Source organism: Streptomyces sp. NPDC029122 (genome assembly GCF_055569445.1).
On sequence record NZ_JBVHWK010000008.1, the window covers coordinates 171,912 to 192,877 of the forward strand.

Consider the following 20,966-nt stretch of genomic DNA (forward strand, 5'->3'; position numbering starts at 1 on the left):
GGGGCCGCCGCCTCGCCCCGTTTGTGCGGTGTGCGGTGCGGGGTGTGCGCGGGTCCGCTGCGGGAAGGAGGCGGGGACCGCCGCACCCCGGCGGGCCGGGGGGCGGGACGACGGCGGTCCCCGCCCGGGACACGGGCCGGGTCAGGGCCGTCCGCGTCCGTGGCGCCGGCGTGCTCCGGGAGCCGCTCCGGGGATGCGCAGGCGCCGTGCGAGGTGTCGGGGGGCCGTTCCGGCTTCCCGGGCTTCCCCGCCGACGACACCACTGTGGCGCAGCCGTGTTAAGCCGGTGCTGCCGTCACGTGTCGCCCCCGTACCGTTTGCGCGACGGGCGCCCGCCGGCCGGGAGCGGCCGTCAGGCCGTCAGGCCTGAGCGACGTCGGGTCTGAGCGACGTCGGGTCTGAGCGACGTCGGGCCTGAGCGACGTCGGGTCAGGCCAGCGGGTCGCGGGCGGGCCGACGTGCGCGCCCGGCGTGGGCGAGGTTCACGCCCAGGATGCCCGCCCAGGCGACCACCAGCCCGCCGGTGCCCTGGGTGACGGCGATGGCCGACAGCGGGACGGCCAGCACGAGCGTGACGATCGCGAAGCCGAAGCGCTCCCCGAATGCGCTCACCGGGGTCCCGCCGGAGCCCGGTCCGCCGCGCTCCCGGTGCAGCCGCTCCTCGGCGAGCCGGCGCCGGACCTGGGTGTCGACCTTGTCCACGAAGGATTCCACGAGCGCGGCCTCGTACTCGGGCCCGAGCTCCCGCCGGGCCTCCAGCGTGGCGGCGAGTTCCTTCTCGAGCTCTGTCATGAGGCCACGCTAGGAACCGCCGCCGGGCCCCGCACTGGGGATAGCCCCCGTATCCGGATCGCGGTCACGGCTTGCTCCGCTGCATAGATGCATGCAGAGTGCAGGGTGACTGAATATCTCACCGGGGACGGGACGGAGGGGGCGGCGATGAACGACAGCCCGGCCGCACGGCTGCAACGGCTGTTCGAGGGACACCGGCTGACGCCGACCCAGCGGCGGATCGCGCACTGCATGGTGCGCGGCGCGGCGGAGGTGCCCTTCCTGTCGAGCGTGGAACTCGCCGAGCTGGCCGGGGTGAGCCAGCCCTCGGTGACCCGGTTCGCCGTGGCCCTCGGTTTCGACGGGTACCCGGCGCTGCGCCGGCACCTGCGCGAGGTGGCTCCGGCCGGGCGTCCGGAGCCCGCGCGCGAGGACGCGCACAACGAGTACCAGCAGGCCGTCCAGGGCGAGATCGAGAACCTCCAGCGGCTCTCGGCGATGCTGGCGGACCCGTCGCCGGTCGAGGAGGCGGGCCGGCTGCTCGCGGCCTCGGCGCCGCTGCCGGTGCTGGGGCTGCGGGCGGCGTCCTCGCAGGCGCGCGGGTTCGCGTACTTCGCCGCCAAGGTGCATCCGGACGTACGCCTCCTCGACGAGGGCGGCTCCATGCTCGCCGACCGGATCGACGCGGCGGCCGCCGCCGGGGCCTCGGCGCTGCTGTGCTTCGCACTGCCCCGCCACCCCCGCGAGGTGGTGGAGGCCCTGGAGCACGCGCGGGCGGCCGGGCTGACGGCGGTGACGGTCGCCGACTCGGCCTTCGCACCCGTCGCCCGGCACTCGGACCTGCTGATCCCGGCGCCGGTCGGCACCGGGCTGGCCTTCGACACGGCGTGCGCCCCGATGCTGCTGGGCCGGGTGCTGCTGGAGGCGATGGCGGACGCCCTGCCGGACGCGCAGGCACGGCTGGAGTCCTTCGACGCGCGGGCGGCGGCGCGCGGCCTCTTCGTGGAATAGCCGCCGGCCGGCCCGGGCCCCCGGCCCCTACAGCAGCGCGTCCCGGTACGCGCCGCCCGCCTCGGCGACGATCTCCGCCAGGGACTGCGCCGGGCGCGCCAGGGCGAAGCGGATGGCGCCCTCCGGGCCGGGACCGGTCGTGAAGCCGTGGACCGCCGGGCGGGGGAGGCTGTTGTAGCCGTAGTGGGCCGTGAAGAAGTACGCGCCGGTGTCCGGGACGGCGATCACGTCGCCCGGGGAGAGTTCCGGCAGCTCCCGGGCGGTGGCCAGCAGGTCCCCCGCGAAGCAGGCCGGGCCCGCGATGTCCTGCGCCACCGGGGTGCCGTTCCTGGGGGCGCCCCCGGCGTCGTACGCCAGGATCCGCAGCGGCCAGGCCGCCGGCGCGTACACGGTACGGGTGGCCAGCTGGACGCCCGCGTGGGTCAGGGCGATGCGGCGGCCGCCCGCCTCCTTCGTGTACTCGACCCGGGCCAGCACCAGCCCGTGCTTGGCCAGCAGCGACCGCCCGAACTCGGTGACCAGCCCGTACGAGCCGTCGAAGAGCCCCGGCACGCCCTCGCGCAGGGCCGTCGCGTACGCCTCCCAGCCCGGGGTGTGCTCGTCCGAGGTGAAGTTCACCGGCAGCCCGCCGCCGATGTCGAGGGTGTCGACCCGGCGCTCCCCGGCCGCCGCGTTGATCTCCTCGGCCAGCGCGTGCAGCTCCCGCACCCCCTGCGCGATCAGCGGCAGCGGCACGCCCTGCGAGCCCGAGTGGGTGTGCAGCCGGGTCAGCCACGGCCGTTCCACGAAGGCCCGTACGAGCCGCTCGCGCGCCCCCGGATCGCGCAGCGGGAAGCCGAACTTGGAGGTGGCGGTGGCCGTGGACAGGGCGTCGATGGCCCCGGCGCCGGTCTGGGGGTTGATCCGCAGCCCGACCGGGGAGCGGGTGGGGGCCGCCGCCACGAGGGCGTCGAGGCGCTCCAGCTCCTGCCGGTTGTCGGCGTTGACGGCGACCCCCAGGGCCAGCGCCGCGCGCAGCTCCCGCGCCGTCTTCGCGGGGGAGTCCAGCACCGTCCGCTCCGCCGGGACCCCGGCGGCCCGGGCCAGGGCGAGCTCGCCGGGGCTGGCCGCCTCGCAGCCGATCCCGGCCTCCGCGAGCAGCCGCAGGACGGGGACCAGTGGGGCGGCCTTCACCGCGAAGGTGTGCAGGACGGGCGTGCCCGGTGGCAGGGCGGCCTCGAACGCGCCGGCCAGGGCGGCGGCGGAGGCGCGGATACCGGCCACGTCCAGCAGGCAGACCACCGGCTCGCGCTCCAGCAGTCCCTGCTCCACGGCGGCCCGTACGGCCCGGTCACGGCGCTCGGCGGTGCCCTGCGTGTGCGTGTCGGCGGCCATGTCCGCCATCCCATCATCAGGCCGACCCGCCCGCAGCTGTTGACTGGAACTATTCATGCCGCGAGGATGTGAATGGATTGACCAACACCGGAGGAGGCACCCGCCATGTCAGGACCCCGCCCCGTACGGGCCGCGCGAGGCACCGAGCTCAGCACCCTGGGATGGCAGCAGGAGGCCGCCCTCCGGATGCTGCAGAACAACCTCGACCCCGAGGTCGCGGAACACCCCGACAAGCTCGTCGTCTACGGCGGCACCGGCAAGGCCGCCCGCGACTGGCGCTCCTTCGACGCGATGGTCCGCACCCTGCGCACCCTCAAGCAGGACGAGACCATGCTCGTCCAGTCCGGCCGCCCGGTCGGCGTGATGCAGACCCACGAGTGGGCGCCGCGCGTCCTGCTCGCCAACTCGAACCTGGTCGGCGACTGGGCCAACTGGGAGGAGTTCCGCCGGCTGGAGCACCTGGGCCTGACCATGTACGGCCAGATGACGGCCGGCTCCTGGATCTACATCGGCACCCAGGGCATCCTCCAGGGCACCTACGAGACCTTCGCGGCCGTCGCCGCCAAGCTGCATTCGATGGGCAAGGGAGGGGTCGGCGGCACCCTGGCCGGCACCATCACCCTCACCGCCGGCCTCGGCGGCATGGGCGGCGCCCAGCCGCTGGCCGTGACGATGAACGACGGCGTCGCCATCTGCGTCGACGTCGACCCGCGCGCCATCGAGCGCCGCATCGAGCACCGCTACCTCGACGTGAAGGCCGACAGCCTCGCCCACGCCCTCCAGCTGGCCACCGAGGCCCGCGACGCCCGCAGGCCGCTCTCCATCGGCCTCCTCGGCAACGCCGCCGAGCTGCTCCCGCAGATGCTGGCCGAGGGCGCGCCGATCGACATCGTCACCGACCAGACGAGCGCCCACGACCCGCTCTCCTACCTGCCCGTCGGCGTCGAATTCGACGACATGGCCGACTACGCCGCCAAGGACCCGGCGGGCTTCACCACCCGCGCCCGCGAGTCCATGGCCAGGCACGTCGAGGCCATGGTCGGCTTCATGGACGCCGGCGCCGAGGTCTTCGACTACGGCAACTCGATCCGCGGCGAGGCCCAGCTGGCCGGCTACGACCGCGCCTTCGCCTTCCCCGGCTTCGTCCCCGCCTACATCCGCCCGCTGTTCTGCGAGGGCAAGGGCCCCTTCCGCTGGGCCGCCCTGTCCGGCGAGGCCTCGGACATCGCCAAGACCGACAAGGCGATGCTGGAGCTCTTCCCGGAGAACGAGTCCCTGCACCGCTGGATCAAGATGGCCGGCGAGCGCGTGCACTTCCAGGGCCTGCCCGCCCGCATCTGCTGGCTCGGCTACGGCGAGCGCGACCGGGCCGGCGAGCGCTTCAACGACATGGTCGCCAGTGGCGAGCTGGCCGCCCCGCTGGCCATCGGCCGCGACCACCTCGACTGCGGCTCCGTGGCCTCCCCCTACCGCGAGACCGAGGCCATGCTCGACGGCTCCGACGCGATCGCCGACTGGCCGCTGCTCAACGCCATGGTCAACGTGGCCTCCGGCGCCTCCTGGGTGTCCATCCACCACGGCGGCGGCGTCGGCATGGGCCGCTCCATCCACGCCGGCCAGGTCACCGTCGCCGACGGCACCCCGCTGGCCGGCGAGAAGATCCGCCGCGTCCTCACCAACGACCCCGGCATGGGCGTCATCCGCCACGTCGACGCCGGCTACGACATCGCCGAGACGGTCGCCGACGAGCGCGGCGTCCGCGTCCCGATGCGCGAGGGTGACCCCGCGTGACCTCGCCCCACGACCCGTCCCCGGCCGCCGCCCGGCCGGGGGCGGTGTCCTCCTTCCACACCATGTGGGCCGACCTCGCCCCGATCGGCCGCGACAGCGGCAGCGGCGGCTACCGCCGCTACGCCTGGACCGGCGCCGACGCCGACTGCCGGGCCTGGTTCCGGGCGCAGGCCGAGGCGCGCGGGCTCGCGTACGAGGTGGACCGCAACGGCAACCAGTGGGCCTGGCTCGGCGACCCCCTCGCCGGGGACGCCGTGGTCACCGGCTCCCACCTCGACTCCGTCCCCGACGGCGGGGCCTTCGACGGCCCCCTCGGAGTGGTGTCCTCCTTCGCCGCCCTCGACGAGCTCCGCGCCCGCGGCGCCGTCCTCACCCGGCCGCTGGCCATCACCAACTTCGGTGACGAGGAGGGCGCCCGCTTCGGGCTGGCCTGCGTCGGCTCCCGGCTCGCCGCCGGACAGCTGACCAGGGAGAAGGCGTACGAACTGCGCGACGCCGACGGCATCAGCCTGCCGCGGGCCATGGAGGCCGCCGGGTACGACCCGCAGACCATCGGCCCCGACCCCGAACGCCTCGCCCGCATCGGCGCCTTCGTCGAGCTGCACGTCGAACAGGGCCGCGCCCTCGACCTGTCCGGCGACCGCGTCGGCATCGCCTCCGCGATCTGGCCGCACGGCCGCTGGCGGTTCGACTTCCACGGCGAGGCCAACCACGCGGGCACCACCCGCCTGGTGGACCGCCGCGACCCGATGCTCGCGTACGCGCAGACCGTGCTCGCCGCCCGCCAGGAGGCGGCCCTCGCCGGCGCCGTCGCCACCTTCGGCAAGATCTCCGTCGAGCCGAACGGCGTCAACGCCATCCCCTCCCTCGTCCGGGGCTGGCTCGACTCCCGCGCCGCCGACCAGGCCACCCTCGACACGGTCGTCACGGCCGTCGAGAAGGCGGCCCGCGAGCACGCCGACCGCGACGGCATCGACCTGACCGTCGTACGGGAGTCCTTCACCCCGGTCGTCGAGTTCGAGCACGCCCTGCGCGACGAGATCGACCGCATCCTGGGCGGGTCCGTCCCGGTCCTCGGCACGGGCGCGGGACACGACGCCGGAATCCTCTCCGGATCGGCCCCGACCGCGATGCTGTTCGTACGCAACCCCACCGGCGTCTCCCACTCCCCGAGGGAGTTCGCGGCCGAGGACGACTGCGTGGCCGGTGTCCTCGCCCTCGCCGACGTACTGGAAGGCCTGGCATGCCGCTGAAGACGTACTGGCTGGAACACGCCTGGCTCGGCGGCGCCGTCGAGCCGGGCGTGGCCCTCGACGTGTCGGCCGACGGGCGGATCGCCGCCCTGCGCACCGGGACCGCCACCCCGCCCCCCGGCGCGGAGGTGCTGCGCGGCCTGACCCTGCCGGGCCTGGCCAACGCCCACAGCCACGCCTTCCACCGGGCCCTGCGCTCGGTCGTCCAGGTCGGCTCGGGCACCTTCTGGACCTGGCGCGACGTCATGTACAAGGTCGCCCAGAACCTCACCCCGGACAGCTACTTCGACCTCGCCCGCGCCGTGTACGCCGAGATGGCCCTGGCCGGCATCACCAACGTCGGCGAGTTCCACTACGTCCACCACGCGCCCGGCGGCACCCCCTACGCCGACCCGAACGCCATGGGCGAGGCCCTGATCGAGGCCGCGGCCGCGGCGGGCATCCGCATCACCCTCCTCGACACCGCGTACCTGTCCTCGGGCTTCGGGGAGGCTCCGAACGCGCACCAGCTGCGGTTCTCCGACGGCACCGCCGACGCCTGGGCCGAACGGGTGTCCGCGCTCAAGCCCCGGGAACACGCGCTGATCGGCGCGGCGATCCACTCCGTGCGCGCCGTACCCGCCGGCCGGCTCGCCACGGTCGCCGACTGGGCGCGGGAGCGGCGGGCGCCCCTGCACGTCCACCTGTCCGAGCAGACCGCCGAGAACGACGCCTGCCGGGCCGCCCACGGCCGCACGCCCGCGCAGCTGCTCGCCGACCACGGGGTGCTCGGCCCGCGCACCACCGGCGTCCACAACACGCACCTGACGGACGCGGACATCGCCCTGCTCGGCGGGACCTCCACCGGCACCTGCATGTGCCCCACCACCGAACGCGACCTCGCCGACGGCATCGGCCCGGCCGGCCGGCTCCAGCGGGCCGGCAGCCCGCTGTCGCTCGGCAGCGACAGCCACGCCGTGATCGACCTGCTGGAGGAGGCGCGGGCGATGGAGCTGAACGAGCGGCTGCGCAGCCGGACGCGGGGGCACTGGACCGCGAACGCCCTGCTGACTGCCGCCACCGCCGACGGGCACGCCGCGCTGGGCCTGCCGGACGCCGGCCGCCTGGAGGCGGGCGCCCTGGCGGACTTCACCACCGTCGCGCTGGACTCCGTACGCACCGCCGGCCCGCCGCCGCGCCTCGGCGCGGAGACGGCCGTCTTCGCCGCCTCGGCCGCCGATGTCCGCCACACGGTGGTCGGGGGCCGGCACGTGGTCCGCGACGGCGCCCACACGCTGGTCGGGGACGTCGCCGCCGCCCTCGCCGCATCGATCGCGGCCGTCCGCGGCTGACGCCGCCGGGACCGGAACCTCCCGAGAGGAACCCATGAGCACCACCGTCATCACCAACATCGGCAGTCTCGTCACCAACGACCCCGCCCAGGGCGACGGCGGCCCCCTCGGCCTGATCGAGAACGCCGCCCTCGTCATGGACGGCGACACCATCGCCTGGACCGGCCCCGCCGGCGCCGCCCCCGCCGCCGACGCGTCCTTCGACGCGAAGGGCCGCGCCGTCATCCCCGGCTTCGTCGACTCCCACAGCCACCTCGTCTTCGCGGGGGACCGCACCGCCGAGTTCAACGCCCGGATGTCCGGCCGCGCCTACTCCGCCGGCGGCATCCGCACCACCGTCGCCGCCACCCGCGCCGCCACCGACGCGGAGCTGGAGGCCAACCTCCTGCGCCACCTCCACGAAGCCCGCCGCCAGGGCACCACCACCTTCGAGACCAAGTCCGGCTACGGCCTCACCGTCGCCGACGAGGCCCGCGCCCTGCGCATCGCCTCCGCGCACACCGAGGAGGTCACCTACCTCGGCGCGCACATCGTCTCCCCCGACTACGCCGACGACCCGGCGGGCTACGTCGACCTCGTCACCGGCGAGATGCTGGAGGCCTGCGCCCCGCACGCCCGCTGGGTGGACGTCTTCTGCGAGAAGGGCGCCTTCGACGGCGAGCAGGCCCGCGCCGTCCTCACCGCCGGCGCCGCCGCCGGACTGATCCCGCGCGTCCACGCCAACCAGCTCTCCCACGGCCCCGGCGTACAGCTGGCCGTGGAGCTGGAGGCCGCCTCCGCCGACCACTGCACCCACCTCACCGACGCCGACGTGGACGCCCTCGCCCAGGCGGCCGGCGTCACCGTGGCGACCCTGCTGCCCGGCGCCGAGTTCTCCACCCGCGCCCAGTGGCCCGACGCCCGCCGGCTGCTCGACGCGGGCGCCACCGTGGCCCTGTCGACCGACTGCAACCCCGGTTCCTCGTACACGAGTTCCATGCCGTTCTGCATCGCCCTCGCCGTCCGGGACATGGGCATGACCCCCGACGAGGCGCTGTGGGCCGCCACCGCCGGCGGGGCCCGCGCCCTGCGCCGGGGCGACATCGGCCGTCTGGCGCCCGGCGCCCGCGCGGACCTGGCCCTGCTCGACGCCCCGAGCCACGTCCACCTCGCCTACCGGCCGGGCGTCCCGCTCGTCTCCGCCGTCTGGCAGCGGGGGGTGCGCGCCGCCTGACCGGCGGCGGCGCCCGCCCGCCCGCGCACCGCCCGAAGCGCCGGCCGCCCTTTGTCTTCCCTCCGCGAGGTCCCGGGCGTACCTTGTGCCACCGATCTGATGTGTCGTCAGTAACTTGTGGCCGAGGGGAAGACGAAGGTGTCCGACCGGAAACGTTCCACCGCACTCGCGCTGGCGTCCGCGCTCGCCGGATCCGCGGTCCTGCTCGCCGCCCCCGCGGCCCACGCCGACGTGGTCGACGTCCACTACGACTGCCAGACCCCGATCGGCGACAAGTCGGCGGTCTCGCCCATCGACATCAAGGCCGTCAAGGAGGGCGACGGCTACAAGCTGACGATGTCCTTCCAGAAGGGCGTCTCCTCCAGCCCCATCGAGCTCGGCAAGGGCGCGATGAACCCCAGCGCCGTGATCATGGCCGACGGTGCGGAGAAGGCCTCCATACCGGTCTCGGGACCGCCCAACCCCGAGGCCGCCCCCGCCAACACCCCCATCAAGATCACCGACCTCTCGGGCACCTACACCCCGAAGAAGAGCGGCAAGGTCACCTTCACCGCGGGCGTCCTCACCATCAAGGCCATGGGGACCACCACCACCTGCACCCCGGGCAACGGCCCCGGACCGTCCCTGGAGCTGGACGTCACCGCGGCCGGCGGCGGCGCCCCGCCGCCCGGCGGCCCCGGCGGCCCTGGCGGCGAGCCCAGCCTGCCGCAGACCGGCCCCGCCGACTCCGCCCTCGCCCTCGGCACCCTCGGCGCCACCGTGCTGCTCTCCGGCGCCGCCGGGGTGCTCTGGCTGACCCGGCGAGGCCGGCAGCCCCAGCGGACCCGGTCCTGAACGGAGCGCCCGCCCGTGCTCCACGCCCTCAAGCGGCCCGGCGCCGCACTCCTCGCCGCCGTCACCCTGTACGCGGCCCCGACCGCGGCCGCCGAAGAGCCCGGCTGGACCGCCGGACCGGCCACCGCCCGCCCCGGCCCCGCGCGCCCGTACTTCTACCTCACGGGCCCCGCGGGAACCGTCCTGGAGGACCGCCTCGCCCTCGACAACCCCGACGACCGCGAGCACACCGTCACCCTGCGCGGGGCCGACGCCCACAACACCCCCGACGGAGCCTTCGCCGTGCGCCCCGCCGCGCCGGGGTCCGGCGCCCGCCCGGCGGGCCCCGGGTCCGGCGCGGGCTCCTGGATCAGCTTCGGCGGCGCCACCACGGTGAAGCTCCCGCCCCGCACCCGCGCGGTGGTCCCCTTCACCGTCACCGTGCCGCCCGCCGCCCCGCCCGGCGACCACCCCGCCGCCGTCGTCGCCTCGGAGACCGGCCGCGAGACCGGGGTACGGGTCCACCTGCGGGTCGGTGGCCCCGCGGTGGCCGCCCTCACCGTCGAGGACCTCTCCGTACGCGGCCACGGCGCGGCCACCGTCATCGACTACACCCTGGTCAACCGGGGCAACGTCGCCCTCGCCCCCGAGCTCGCCCTGAGCGCCGAGGGCACCCTCCGCCAGATCCCCGCCCGGCCCGCCCGCAACCTGCCCGTCGAGCTGCTGCCCGGACAGCGGGCCCGGCTGAGCGAACCCTGGCCCGCCGCGCCCGCCCTCGACCGGGTCGCCCTCACCCTCACCGTCACCGCCCCCGGCGCGGCCCCGGCCACCGCCACCGCCCCGGTGTGGCTGGCACCCGGCGGCAGCGCCACCCTGGCCGCCGGAGCCCTCACCGCAGGCGGGACCGTACTGGCCGCGCTGCTCCTCGTACGCGCCCGGCGCGCCCGGCGCTCGCGGCGCGCGGAGCCGTACGGGCCGCCGGGGCGCCCGCAGGTGCGCGACCCGGAACACGAGCACGAGCTGACGGGAGCCCCCAGGTGAGCCGCACGGCCGGCGCGAAGCCCGCAACCCTCCTCGGCGCGGCCCTGGCGGCGCTCGCCCTGGCGCTGCTCCCGCTGCTCCAGGCCGCCGCCCCCGCCGCCGCCGACGACGCGAAGCCCACCGCGGCGCTCTCCCTCCAGGAGGCGGCCAAGGGCACCGAGATCACGGTCACCGGCACCGGCTGGCGGGCGAAGACCCTCGTCATGCTGCTGGTCTGCGGCCAGAACATGATCGGCGGCACCAACAGCTGCGCCAACGCCGAAGGAGCGGCCGTCTCCGTCACCGACGACGGCCGCTTCACCGCCCGGCTGCCCGTCGCGGAACCGCCCAAGCCCTGTCCCTGCGTGGTCCATGTGACCTCCGTCAACGGGGACGGGTCCACGGTGGCGGTGCCGATCAGGATCACCGGCCATCCGGTGGCGGAACTGCCCGCCGAGTCCGGCACCGCCCGGCTGGCGCTGCTGACGGGGGTCCGGCTCAAGGGCGGGGACGGAGTGCTGACCTGGTTCGGCGCCCCGCCCGGCCGCACGTTCACCGCCACCGTCGGCAACCTCGGCGCGGCCCCGGTCAAGGACCCCGTCTTCCAGCTCGGCACCGCGCACGGGGTCTTCGCCCCGGTGTGGGAGGAGGCCCGCTGGAAGGGGACGATCCCGCCGGGCGGCAAGGCGGAGGTCGCGCTGGACGTGGCCCTGCCGGCGGGCGCCCACGGCGACTACACCGTCTCCCTCAAGTACGGGGACACGGTCCTGGCCACCCAGCCCTGGGGCGTGGACCGCCCGTACGGGGTGCTGCTGTTCTGGGGCCTGCTCCTGGTGGTGATCCCGACGGCGCTCTTCCGGCTGGGCATGGCCGTCGTCGACCGGGTCCGCCCCCGCCCCGGGGCCCCCGGACGCCACCGGGGCGCCCGGAAGGCCCCGGACGCGGCCTCCCCGGCCCCGGCGGCGACCGCGCGCCTGCCGGAGCTCCCCGCCGTACGGGCCTCCGACGCCCCGACGGCGGTCCTGCCGTGGTTCACCCCGGGACCGCAGGAACCGCGGCCCCCACAGACGTCCGCACCGTCCGATCACAGTCCGACGACGAAGGGACCATCGTGAAGACCCAACGGAGGGCGAGCGCGGCCGTGGCCGCGCTGCTGCTCGGCGGCGCGGGGATCGCCGTGGCGGCTTCCCCCGCCCAGGCCGCCGAGGCCACGTTCAAGGTCAAGTGCGTACCGCCGGCCGGCGGCGGCGATCCGGTGGAGGGCGAGACCACCGCCAGGATCACCGCCCCGGCCACGGCCAAGGTCGGCGACGAGGTCGACGTGTCGTGGGAGACGGTGAAGCCCGCCTCGAACAACACCGACCTGATGGTGATCCCGAAGGACTCGGTGCAGCCCACCGGCTGGCTCACCGTCGGCGGCGGGGGAGGGGAGGTCAAGGTCGTCGGGGAGAAGAAGAACCCGGAGATCCCGAAGAAGGCCCCCATGGTGATGTCCACCATGAAGGGCAAGCTGAAGCTGACCAAGGCCGGGAAGATCACCGTCACCCCGGGCAAGTACGAGGTCGCGGTCACCTTCTCCTTCGGCACCTTCGTCACCAAGTGCTCCCCGGTGGGCGAGGTGAAGGGCGGGGCGACCATCGACGTGTCGGGCGGCGGCGGCAGCGGCGGCACGTCCAGCGGGGGCACGACGACGGGCGGCACGGCCAGCGGGGGCACGACGAGCGGCGGCACGGCCGGCGGGGGCGCCTCCGGCGGGTCCACCAGCTCCGGCGGGTCCACCACCACGGGCGGCTCGACCACCACCACGGGCGGCACCACCGGGGGTGGCGGCGGCCAGACCGACTTCCCCGGCAAGCCCGTCGAGGTGGCCTACGACTGCGGCGCGGTCGTCCCCGGCGGCATCAAGACCCCGGTCACCGTCAACGCCAGGAAGAACGCGGCCGGCGCCTACGACCTCACCGTCAAGACCGCCAAGGGAGCCATGGCCGCGCCCATGGCCCTGCCCGCCGGCGCCCTCAAGCCCTCGATGGACATCAAGCTGGGCGGCGCCGACAGCGGCACGGTCAAGGTCACCGGCCCGGCGAACGCCGAGCCGATCCCCGACAAGGCCCCGGTCAGCCTCAGCGACATGACCGGCACCTACAAGCCCGGCAAGACGGGCAAGGTGACGCTGAGCCCCGACCAGCTGACGATCGACGTCACGATGGCCCCGGGCTCGACCCCGATCAACGTGCCCTGCAAGGCGGCCAGCAGCGGGGTCTCCCTGGAGCTGGACACCACCGCCCAGCCGGGCGGCTCCGGCTCCACCACCGGCGGCTCCACCACCGGCGGCTCCACCACCGGCGGCTCCTCGGCCGCCGCCTCCGGCGGCCTCGCCGAGACCGGCGCCGACGACGAGGGGGGCGTCAAGGCGCTGGCCCTGGTCGCCGGCACCGTGATCCTCCTCGGCGGCGCGGTCTTCACCTTCACTCCCTGGCGCCGCCTGCGCGGCACCCGCTGACACGCGAACGGCCCGGCACACCTTCCGGTGTGCCGGGCCGTTCACCGCTCGCGCGGGGTGGGTCAGTTCATGTCGCCCATCAGCGCGTTGACCTTCTGGCGGTACATGTAGATCGCGACACCGGCGAGGACGGCGGCGGCCGCCTGGAAGAGGATGATCCCCACGCCGTTCAGCTGCACCTCGGCCAGACCGAGCAGACCGGTGATGCAGTCACCGGCGGTGACGGCCAGGAACCAGACGCCCATCATCTGGGAGCCGTACTTCTGCGGAGCCATCTTCGTGGTGACCGACAGGCCGACCGGGGACAGGCACAGCTCGGCGAGCGTGTGCATCAGGAAGATGAGCACCAGCCACCACATGGTGACCTTGGTGTCGTTGCCGGCGGTCTGGCTCAGCGGGATGGCGAAGACGAAGAACGAGGCGCCGACCATGACCAGGGCCGCCGAGAACTTCACGATCGTGCTGGGCTCGCGGTTGCGGCGGGCCAGGGCCACCCACGCGGCGGCGAAGACCGGGGCCAGGGCCACCACGAAGAGCGGGTTCAGCGACTGGAAGATGGTGGTCGGGACTTCCCAGCCGAGCAGGCTGCGCTCGGAGTTCTTGTCGCCGAAGAGCGAGAGGGTCGAACCGCCCTGGTCGTAGATCATCCAGAAGACGGCGGCGGCCACGAAGAACCAGATGTAGGCGCTCATCCGGGTCTGCTCGACGGCGGACAGGTCCTTGTCCCGCTTGATGCGGACGAGTACGGCGACCGGAATGATCAGACCGGCGATCGTGATCGGGTACAGCGCCCACTTGATGGTGAACATGTCCGCCGCGACCACGGCGCCGTAGAAGACGGCGACGACGGCCAGGGCGGCGAGGGCCTTGACGATCACGGCCTTGCGCTCGGCCGCGGACAGCGGGTTCGGGACCAGGCTGCTCTGCGGGCTCAGGGTGCGGCCGGCGAGCAGGTAGATCACGAGGCCGATGCCCATGCCGACGGCGGCGAGCGCGAAGCCCAGGTGCCAGTTCACGAGCTCGCCGACCATGCCGATGCCGACCGGGGCGAGGAGGGCACCGACGTTGATGCCGATGTAGAAGATCGTGAAGCCGCTGTCGCGGCGCGGGTCGTCCACGCTCTTGTAGAGGTGGCCCACCATCGTGGAGATGTTGGCCTTCAGCAGACCGGAGCCGACCGCGACCAGCAGCAGACCGACGAAGAACGCGATCTGACCGGGCAGCGCGAGCGACAGGTGGCCCGCCATGATCACGCCACCGGCGATGGCGACCGTCTTGCGGGCGCCCCAGACGCGGTCACCGAACCAGCCGCCGGGCATGGCCATGAGGTAGACCATCGCCACGTACACGGAGTAGATCGCCGTGGCCGTCGCCGCCGTGAAGCCGAGGCCACCGCCCTGGCTGTCGGTCGCGGCGTCGACACCGCCGGAGACCAAGTACAGGACGAGAAGCGCACGCATGCCGTAGTAGGAGAAGCGCTCCCACATCTCGGTCATGAACAGCGTGGCCAGGCCAACGGGGTGGCCGAGGACGGTTTTCTCGTGAGCTGCGCTCGGCGAGTCCTTCGTCAGGCTGGAAGCCATGGTCGATCCTTGCTTGCTCGGGACGCTCGGCTTCGTGAGCTGTTCAGCGCCCGGTGGGGGGCGGCCGGCACCGGCGGCGGCCGCCTACCCCACGCCCAGGGGTCTCGTCCCCCGTGGTGGCGGGGGCGAAGGAGCAGCCGTAACCGGGATCCACGCCCTGCGCGCCTCCTCGCGCGCCGGGCCCGGCCCATAGGTCATTCCCTGTCATCTGGGCCGGATCAACCGACCAGAGCAGAATTTGAGGTCTTCGGCGCGGATTTCGGCACAAAGATCCCCTGGGTAGTGCATCAGGCGTCTCGCCACCATACGACAGGACACCGCCGCATATGGAAGGACTTGAGAGATGGATCACAGGCTTTCAGGGAACCGATCCATCATGTTCGAAGGCAGATAGTAGTCAATAACCCCTGTTCGAGAGGGGTGTACAGGTAGGGGCCTGCTTCCAGCCGCCGCGGACTACCATCACCCACATGACGCGTGTACTGCTCGCCGAGGACGACGCATCCATCTCGGAACCCCTCGCCCGCGCCCTGCGCCGGGAGGGGTACGAGGTCGAGGTCCGGGAGGACGGCCCCACCGCCCTGGACGCCGGACTGCAGGGCGGCGTCGACCTCGTCGTCCTGGACCTGGGCCTGCCCGGCATGGACGGCCTGGAAGTGGCCCGGCGACTGCGCGCCGAAGGCCACGGCTTCCCGATCCTGGTGCTCACCGCCCGGGCCGACGAGGTCGACACGGTCGTCGGCCTCGACGCGGGCGCCGACGACTACGTCACCAAGCCCTTCCGCCTCGCCGAGCTGCTGGCCCGCGTCCGGGCCCTGCTGCGGCGCGGCGCCACCGAGGCCAGCCAGGCCCCCGCCACCCACGGCGTGCGCATCGACGTCGAATCGCACCGCGCGTGGATAGGGGAGGAGGAGCTCCAGCTCACCGCCAAGGAGTTCGACCTGCTGCGCGTCCTGGTCCGCGACGCCGGCCGCGTCGTCACCCGCGACCAGCTGATGCGCGAGGTCTGGGACACCACCTGGTGGTCCTCCACCAAGACCCTCGACATGCACATCTCCTGGCTCCGCAAGAAGCTGGGCGACGACGCCGCCAACCCCCGCTACATCGCCACCGTCCGGGGCGTCGGCTTCCGCTTCGAGAGGAGCTGACCCCCCGCCCCCGGGGCATCGGGCATGCTCTAGGGCATGCGCCGCCGCCTCATCAACTCCACGCTCGCCGTGGTGCTCGTCGTGATCGCCGTGTTCGGGGTCTCCCTCGTCATCGTGGAGACCCGGACCATCACCAGCAGCGCCCAGGACCGCATCGGCTCCGAAGCGCTGCGGCTGCTCGGCATCGTCGAGGCGGACGTCCTCGAGCACCAGCCGGTCGACGCCGGCGCGCTCGCCGAACAGCTCGATCTCGGCACGTACGCCCGCATCACCATCCCCGGCCGGCCCGCCATCGAGGTCGGCCAGCGGATCGACGACAGCGTCATCCGGGGCACCGCGCGCGGGGAACAGGGCGTGCTCGTGGTGGTCGAGGAGACCCGCGACACGGTCACCAGGGAGGTCGGGCGCACCCTGGCCGTGGTCGGCGCGGTGGCGCTGCTGGCGGTCGTGGCGGCCGTACTGCTCGCCGTACGCCAGGCCAACCGGCTGGCCTCCCCGCTCACCGACCTCGCCGAGACCGCCGAACGGCTGGGGTCCGGCGACCCGCGGCCCCGGCACAAGCGCTACGGGGTCCCCGAGCTGGACCGGGTCGCCGACGTACTGGACTCCAGCGCCGAGCGGATCGCCCGCATGCTGACCGCCGAGCGGCGCCTGGCCGCCGACGCCTCGCACCAGCTGCGCACCCCGCTGACCGCCCTGTCGATGCGGCTGGAGGAGATCACGGTCACCGACGACCTGGAGACCGTACGGGAGGAGGCGACCATCGCCCTCACCCAGGTGGAGCGGCTCACGGACGTGGTCCAGCGGCTCCTGACGAACTCCCGGGACCCGCGGACCGGCTCGGCCGTCCCCTTCGACCTGGACGAGGTCGTCAAGCAGCAGCTGGAGGAGTGGCGGCCGGCCTACCGCAGCGCCGGACGGGCCGTCGTCCGCTCCGGCAAGACCGGCATGCGGGCCGTCGGCACCCCCGGGGCGGTCTCCCAGGTGCTGGCGACCCTCGTGGAGAACGCGCTGATGCACGGCGGCGGCACGGTCGCCCTGCGCACCCGCGTGACCGGCAACCAGGCCGTCATCGAGGTCACGGACGAGGGGCCCGGAGTCCCGCCCGACCTCGGCAACCGGATCTTCGAGCGGGCCATCAGCGGCCGCAACTCCACCGGCATCGGCCTGGCCGTCGCCCGGGACCTCGCCGAAGCGGACGGCGGCCGCCTGGAGCTCCTCCAGGGCCGGCCGCCGGTGTTCGCGCTCTTCCTCAGCCGCACCGCCCCGGAACGCGCGGAGCCGGAGCGGACGGTCAGGTAACCGTCAGCCCTGGTTGCCCGCGGGCGCGGGGGTGCGGGGGGCGAGCGGCGCCTCGTGCCCGTCGCGCTGCTCGACGACCAGCGAGGGCGCGGCCGGCGTGGGCAGGGCCTTGAAGACCCAGGTCCGGTAGGACCAGAAGCGGAAGACGGTGGCCACACCCATGCCGAGGAACTTGAAGACGTTGTTCGCCAGCGAGCCGTCGAAACCGAAGCCGTACGTGGCCACGTAGAGCACACCGCTCTCGATGACCATGCCGATCAGGCTGAACAGGACGAAGAGGGTCATCTCGCGGCGCCGGCTGCCCAGGTCCCGGTCACGGTAGGTGAAGTAACGGAAGCCGATGTAGTTCGTGATGATGGCGACCACGATGGCTATGACGTTCGCGCGCACCGTCTGCAGGTCGGTCGTGCTCCGCAGCAGGTTGAAGACGCCGAAGTTGACCAGGACGCCCGCTCCGCCGACCGCTCCGAACTTGACGACCTCCCGGGCCAGACCGCGGAAGCGCTCGGACAGCGGTACGGCCTTCGGCGTGCTGCTCATGGATGGTCCAGTCCTGTCCGTCATCGCCGCCCGCGGCCGCGCGTCACCCGATCTCGTCAACCCCACCATGCTAAGTGTCCCCCGCGGCGGGAGTCCGCGCCCCGGCACCCCGTGCGACGCACGGCACACGGGGCTCGGCGGCCCGGTGGCGGGTCCGCGCCAGGGTCACGTCCGAATGGCGGAATACCGCCGGATACCCTGGAGGCGTGACGTTTCCGGTAGTCGGCATGGTCGGCGGCGGTCAGCTCGCCCGCATGACCCACGAGGCGGGCATCCCCCTCGGCATCAAGTTCAAGATCCTCAGTGACACCCCACAGGACTCGGCGGCCCAGGTCGTGAGCGATGTCGTCATCGGCGACTATCGCGATCTGGAGACGCTGCGCGCCTTCGCGCGCGGCTGCGACGTGGTCACCTTCGATCACGAGCACGTACCCACCGAGCACCTCCGGGCCCTGGAGTCGGACGGCATCCCCGTCCGGCCGGGGCCCGACGCGTTGGTCCACGCCCAGGACAAGGGGGTGATGCGCGCCAAGCTCGACGAGATCGGCGCCCCCAGCCCCCGCCACCGGATCGTGAGCGATCCGGCGGACGCGGCGGCCTTCGCGGAGGAGGTCGGCGGGTTCCCCGTCATCCTCAAGACGGTGCGCGGCGGGTACGACGGCAAGGGAGTGTGGTTCGTCCGCACCCCGGAGGACGCGGAGGCCCCCTTCAAGGCGGGCGTCCCGGTCCTCGCCGAGGAGAAGGTGGACTACGTCCGCGAGCTCGCGGCCAACATCGTCCGCTCCCCGCACGGCCAGGCGGTGGCCTACCCGGTCGTCGAGTCCATCCAGGTGGACGGCGTCTGCGACACGGTGATCGCCCCCGCCCCGGGCCTCTCGGAAACCCTCGCCGGCGAGGCCCAGGCCCTGGCCCTGCGCATCGCGCGGGAACTCGACGTGACCGGCCACCTGGCCGTGGAGCTGTTCGAGACCACCGACGGCCGCATCCTCGTCAACGAACTGGCCATGCGCCCGCACAACAGCGGCCACTGGACCCAGGACGGCGCGGTCACCTCGCAGTTCGCCAACCACGTCCGCGCGGTCCTGGACCTCCCCCTGGGCGACCCGCGCCCCCGCGCCCGCTGGACGGTCATGGCGAACGTGCTCGGCGGTGACTACCCCGACATGTACGCGGCCTACCTGCACTGCATGGCCCACGACCCGCAGGTGAAGATCCACATGTACGGCAAGGACGTGAAACACGGCCGCAAGGTCGGCCACGTCAACACCTACGGCGACGACCTGGACGATGTGCTGGAGCGCGCACGTCACGCAGCCGGCTACCTCAGAGGAACGATCACCGAATGAGCACCTCCCCCGTCGTAGGCATCGTCATGGGCTCGGACTCCGACTGGCCGGTCATGGAGGCCGCAGCCCAGGCGCTGGCCGAGTTCGAGATCCCCTACGAGGTCGACGTCGTCTCCGCCCACCGCATGCCGCGCGAGATGGTCGCGTACGGCGAGCAGGCCGCCGACCGCGGCCTGAAGGCGATCATCGCGGGCGCCGGCGGAGCCGCGCACCTGCCCGGGATGCTCGCCTCCGTCACCCCGCTGCCCGTCATCGGCGTGCCGGTCCCGCTGAAGTACCTCGACGGCATGGACTCCCTCCTGTCGATCGTCCAGATGCCCGCCGGGGTTCCCGTCGCCACCGTCTCCGTCGCCGGCGCGCGCAACGCGGGCCTGCTGGCCGTACGGATGCTGGCCGCGCACGACCCGGAGCTGCTGGGCCGGATGCGGGACTTCCAGCAGGAGCTGAACGACCAGGCCACCGAGAAGGGCAAGCGGCTGCGCACCAAGGTCGCGGGCGCGGACTCCTTCGGGTTCGGCAAGTGAGCGCGGCGGACCTGCTCGCGCGGGCCCGGGAGCTGCTCGCCGAGTACCCGGTCGTCGACGGGCACAACGACCTGCCCTGGGCGCTGCGCCAGCAGGTCCGCTACGACCTCGACCAGCGGGACATCGCCGGCGACCAGTCCGGCCACCTGCACACCGACCTCCCCCGGCTGCGCGCCGGCGGGGTCGGCGCGCAGTTCTGGTCCGTCTACGTCCGCTCCGACTACAGCGGCGACGAGGCGGTCAGCGCCACCCTGGAGCAGATCGACGCCGTCGACCAGCTGATCGCCCGTTACCCCGGCTCACTGGTGCGCGCGCTGACGGCCGACGACATGGAGGCGGCCCGCGCCGACGGCCGGATCGCCTCGCTGATGGGCGCCGAGGGCGGCCACTCCATCAACAACTCGCTCGCCACCCTGCGCGCCCTGCACCGGCTGGGCGTGCGGTACATGACGCTCACCCACAACGACACCATCGACTGGGCGGACTCGGCGACCGACGAACCCCGCCACGGCGGCCTCACCGACTTCGGCCGCGAGGTCGTGCGCGAGATGAACCGCATCGGCATGCTCGTGGACCTCTCGCACGTCGCCCCCACGACGATGCGCGACGCCCTCGACACCTCCCGGGCGCCGGTGATCTTCTCGCACTCCTCGGCGCGCGCGGTCTGCGACCACCCGCGCAACGTCCCCGACGACGTGCTGGAGCGGCTGCCCGCCAACGGAGGGGTGGCGATGGCCACCTTCGTGCCGAAGTTCATCCTCCCCGAGGCCGTCGAGTGGACGCGTGCCGCGGACGAGAACCTGCGCGCGCACGGCTTCCACCACCTCGACACCACGCCCGAGGCGATGGCCCTGCACCGCGCGTTCGAAGCGGGCCGCCCGCGCCCGGTGGCCACCGCCGCCACCGTCGCCGACCACCTGGACCACATGCGCGAGGTGGCGGGGGTCGACCACATCGGCATCGGCGGGGACTACGACGGCACCGCCTTCACCCCGGCCGGGCTGGACGACGTGTCGGGCTACCCGAACCTGATCGCCGAACTGCTCGGACGCGGCTGGTCCCGGACCGACCTGGCGAAGCTGACCTGGTCCAACGCGGTACGGGTACTGCGCGACGCGGAATCGGCCGCCCGGGAGCTCTCGGCGACCCGGGGACCGTCCAACGCCTGCCTCTGACGCCCCGGCGGCCGGGGCCGGGGGCCGGACCGGGACCCCTGACCCCGGCCCCCGGCCGGGACCCCCCTGACCCCCGGCCCCCGGCCGGGACCCCTGACCCCGGCCCCCGGCCGGGACCCCTGACCCCGGCCCCCCGGCCGGGACCCCCCTGACCCCCGGCCGCCGGCCCGGGACCCCGTCGGAGCCCCGGGCCGGGTCACCACCCGAACGCCACACCCGCCGGGCGGCCCCGGCGCCCCACGTGTCACGGTGGCACCATCTTCTCTCCCTG

Annotated in this window: 18 protein-coding genes; 14 read left to right on the forward strand and 4 right to left on the reverse strand. The window is 73.9% G+C overall.

Annotated elements, in window-relative coordinates; all coding sequences use genetic code 11:
* Positions 1-429 precede the first annotated feature (429 nt).
* Entirely contained in the window at positions 430-792 is a 363-nt protein-coding gene (locus ACZ4WZ_RS12865) for a hypothetical protein (protein ID WP_467888984.1), read from the reverse strand.
* A 147-nt stretch (positions 793-939) separates the two neighbouring features.
* Between ACZ4WZ_RS12865 and ACZ4WZ_RS12870 the strand changes: the two genes are divergently transcribed.
* The gene (locus tag ACZ4WZ_RS12870; RefSeq protein WP_467888987.1) at positions 940-1,782 is read left to right on the forward strand and encodes a MurR/RpiR family transcriptional regulator; all 843 of its coding nucleotides are present in this window, start codon (positions 940-942) and stop codon (positions 1,780-1,782) included.
* Between the two features lie 27 nt (positions 1,783-1,809).
* Here ACZ4WZ_RS12870 and ACZ4WZ_RS12875 read toward each other — a convergent pair whose 3' ends face one another.
* Entirely contained in the window at positions 1,810-3,156 is a 1,347-nt protein-coding gene (locus ACZ4WZ_RS12875; protein WP_467888990.1) for a type III PLP-dependent enzyme domain-containing protein, read from the reverse strand.
* Between the two features lie 105 nt (positions 3,157-3,261).
* Between ACZ4WZ_RS12875 and hutU the strand changes: the two genes are divergently transcribed.
* The 8 genes from hutU (at position 3,262) to ACZ4WZ_RS12915 (ending at position 13,077) form a co-directional block, all read left to right on the forward strand.
* Positions 3,262-4,947, forward strand: a complete 1,686-nt coding sequence (gene hutU, locus ACZ4WZ_RS12880; RefSeq protein ID WP_467888993.1) for a urocanate hydratase — start codon at positions 3,262-3,264, stop codon at positions 4,945-4,947.
* Positions 4,948-5,009: 62 nt separating this feature from the next.
* Positions 5,010-6,200, forward strand: a complete 1,191-nt coding sequence (locus ACZ4WZ_RS12885; RefSeq protein WP_467889122.1) for an allantoate amidohydrolase — start codon at positions 5,010-5,012, stop codon at positions 6,198-6,200.
* Positions 6,191-7,531, forward strand: coding sequence for a formimidoylglutamate deiminase (locus ACZ4WZ_RS12890; protein WP_467888995.1), 1,341 nt, complete (start codon positions 6,191-6,193; stop codon positions 7,529-7,531). The genes ACZ4WZ_RS12885 and ACZ4WZ_RS12890 overlap by 10 nt, the downstream gene beginning before the upstream one ends.
* A gap of 34 nt (positions 7,532-7,565) precedes the next feature.
* Entirely contained in the window at positions 7,566-8,744 is a 1,179-nt protein-coding gene (gene hutI / locus ACZ4WZ_RS12895; protein WP_467888997.1) for an imidazolonepropionase, read from the forward strand.
* A gap of 138 nt (positions 8,745-8,882) precedes the next feature.
* The gene (locus ACZ4WZ_RS12900; protein ID WP_467889000.1) at positions 8,883-9,578 is read left to right on the forward strand and encodes an LPXTG cell wall anchor domain-containing protein; all 696 of its coding nucleotides are present in this window, start codon (positions 8,883-8,885) and stop codon (positions 9,576-9,578) included.
* 15 nt (positions 9,579-9,593) lie between these two features.
* On the forward strand, positions 9,594-10,598 hold the full coding sequence (locus tag ACZ4WZ_RS12905; RefSeq protein WP_467889003.1) for a COG1470 family protein: 1,005 nt from the start codon (positions 9,594-9,596) through the stop codon (positions 10,596-10,598).
* Positions 10,595-11,692, forward strand: coding sequence for a neocarzinostatin apoprotein domain-containing protein (locus ACZ4WZ_RS12910; RefSeq protein ID WP_467889005.1), 1,098 nt, complete (start codon positions 10,595-10,597; stop codon positions 11,690-11,692). Before ACZ4WZ_RS12905 ends, ACZ4WZ_RS12910 begins: the two co-directional genes overlap by 4 nt.
* Positions 11,689-13,077 (forward strand): hypothetical protein, encoded by a 1,389-nt coding sequence (locus tag ACZ4WZ_RS12915; RefSeq protein WP_467889008.1) that lies wholly within the window; start codon positions 11,689-11,691, stop codon positions 13,075-13,077. The genes ACZ4WZ_RS12910 and ACZ4WZ_RS12915 overlap by 4 nt, the downstream gene beginning before the upstream one ends.
* Before the next feature lie 62 nt (positions 13,078-13,139).
* Here the strand turns inward: ACZ4WZ_RS12915 and ACZ4WZ_RS12920 are convergent, their stop codons facing one another.
* Entirely contained in the window at positions 13,140-14,660 is a 1,521-nt protein-coding gene (locus ACZ4WZ_RS12920) for a peptide MFS transporter (protein ID WP_467889011.1), read from the reverse strand.
* 470 nt (positions 14,661-15,130) lie between these two features.
* Here ACZ4WZ_RS12920 and ACZ4WZ_RS12925 point away from each other — a divergent pair, with 470 nt between their 5' ends.
* Positions 15,131-15,808: a response regulator transcription factor gene (locus ACZ4WZ_RS12925; RefSeq protein ID WP_388939157.1), complete on the forward strand. Its 678-nt coding sequence runs from the start codon at positions 15,131-15,133 to the stop codon at positions 15,806-15,808.
* Positions 15,809-15,844: 36 nt separating this feature from the next.
* Positions 15,845-17,110 (forward strand): ATP-binding protein, encoded by a 1,266-nt coding sequence (locus ACZ4WZ_RS12930; protein ID WP_467889014.1) that lies wholly within the window; start codon positions 15,845-15,847, stop codon positions 17,108-17,110.
* A gap of 3 nt (positions 17,111-17,113) precedes the next feature.
* On the opposite strand, the gene ACZ4WZ_RS12935 is transcribed toward ACZ4WZ_RS12930, so the two are convergent.
* Positions 17,114-17,650, reverse strand: a complete 537-nt coding sequence (locus tag ACZ4WZ_RS12935; RefSeq protein WP_467889017.1) for a GtrA family protein — start codon at positions 17,648-17,650, stop codon at positions 17,114-17,116.
* 206 nt (positions 17,651-17,856) lie between these two features.
* Between ACZ4WZ_RS12935 and ACZ4WZ_RS12940 the strand changes: the two genes are divergently transcribed.
* From ACZ4WZ_RS12940 to ACZ4WZ_RS12950, 3 genes are read left to right on the forward strand one after another with little or no spacing between them, the layout of a single operon-like run.
* On the forward strand, positions 17,857-18,996 hold the full coding sequence (locus ACZ4WZ_RS12940) for a 5-(carboxyamino)imidazole ribonucleotide synthase (RefSeq protein WP_467889019.1): 1,140 nt from the start codon (positions 17,857-17,859) through the stop codon (positions 18,994-18,996).
* A complete protein-coding gene (gene purE, locus ACZ4WZ_RS12945; RefSeq protein ID WP_388939153.1) occupies positions 18,993-19,520 on the forward strand; it encodes a 5-(carboxyamino)imidazole ribonucleotide mutase in 528 nt (175 codons plus the stop codon). The genes ACZ4WZ_RS12940 and purE overlap by 4 nt, the downstream gene beginning before the upstream one ends.
* Entirely contained in the window at positions 19,517-20,695 is a 1,179-nt protein-coding gene (locus ACZ4WZ_RS12950) for a dipeptidase (RefSeq protein ID WP_467889022.1), read from the forward strand. Before purE ends, ACZ4WZ_RS12950 begins: the two co-directional genes overlap by 4 nt.
* Positions 20,696-20,966 lie beyond the last annotated feature (271 nt).

What these genes read in the sequence shown, in the direction of transcription:
- purE (WP_388939153.1), top strand. Translation starts at nt 18,993, where the DNA reads ATGAGCACCTCCCCCGTCGTAGGCATCGTCATGGGCTCGGACTCCGAC.
- ACZ4WZ_RS12930 (WP_467889014.1), top strand. Translation starts at nt 15,845, where the DNA reads ATGCGCCGCCGCCTCATCAACTCCACGCTCGCCGTGGTGCTCGTCGTG.
- hutI (WP_467888997.1), top strand. Translation starts at nt 7,566, where the DNA reads ATGAGCACCACCGTCATCACCAACATCGGCAGTCTCGTCACCAACGAC.
- ACZ4WZ_RS12885 (WP_467889122.1), top strand. Translation starts at nt 5,010, where the DNA reads ATGTGGGCCGACCTCGCCCCGATCGGCCGCGACAGCGGCAGCGGCGGC.
- ACZ4WZ_RS12925 (WP_388939157.1), top strand. Translation starts at nt 15,131, where the DNA reads ATGACGCGTGTACTGCTCGCCGAGGACGACGCATCCATCTCGGAACCC.
- ACZ4WZ_RS12870 (WP_467888987.1), top strand. Translation starts at nt 940, where the DNA reads ATGAACGACAGCCCGGCCGCACGGCTGCAACGGCTGTTCGAGGGACAC.
- ACZ4WZ_RS12875 (WP_467888990.1), bottom strand. Translation starts at nt 3,156, where the DNA reads ATGGCCGCCGACACGCACACGCAGGGCACCGCCGAGCGCCGTGACCGG.
- ACZ4WZ_RS12935 (WP_467889017.1), bottom strand. Translation starts at nt 17,650, where the DNA reads ATGAGCAGCACGCCGAAGGCCGTACCGCTGTCCGAGCGCTTCCGCGGT.
- ACZ4WZ_RS12920 (WP_467889011.1), bottom strand. Translation starts at nt 14,660, where the DNA reads ATGGCTTCCAGCCTGACGAAGGACTCGCCGAGCGCAGCTCACGAGAAA.
- hutU (WP_467888993.1), top strand. Translation starts at nt 3,262, where the DNA reads ATGTCAGGACCCCGCCCCGTACGGGCCGCGCGAGGCACCGAGCTCAGC.
- ACZ4WZ_RS12890 (WP_467888995.1), top strand. Translation starts at nt 6,191, where the DNA reads ATGCCGCTGAAGACGTACTGGCTGGAACACGCCTGGCTCGGCGGCGCC.
- ACZ4WZ_RS12865 (WP_467888984.1), bottom strand. Translation starts at nt 792, where the DNA reads ATGACAGAGCTCGAGAAGGAACTCGCCGCCACGCTGGAGGCCCGGCGG.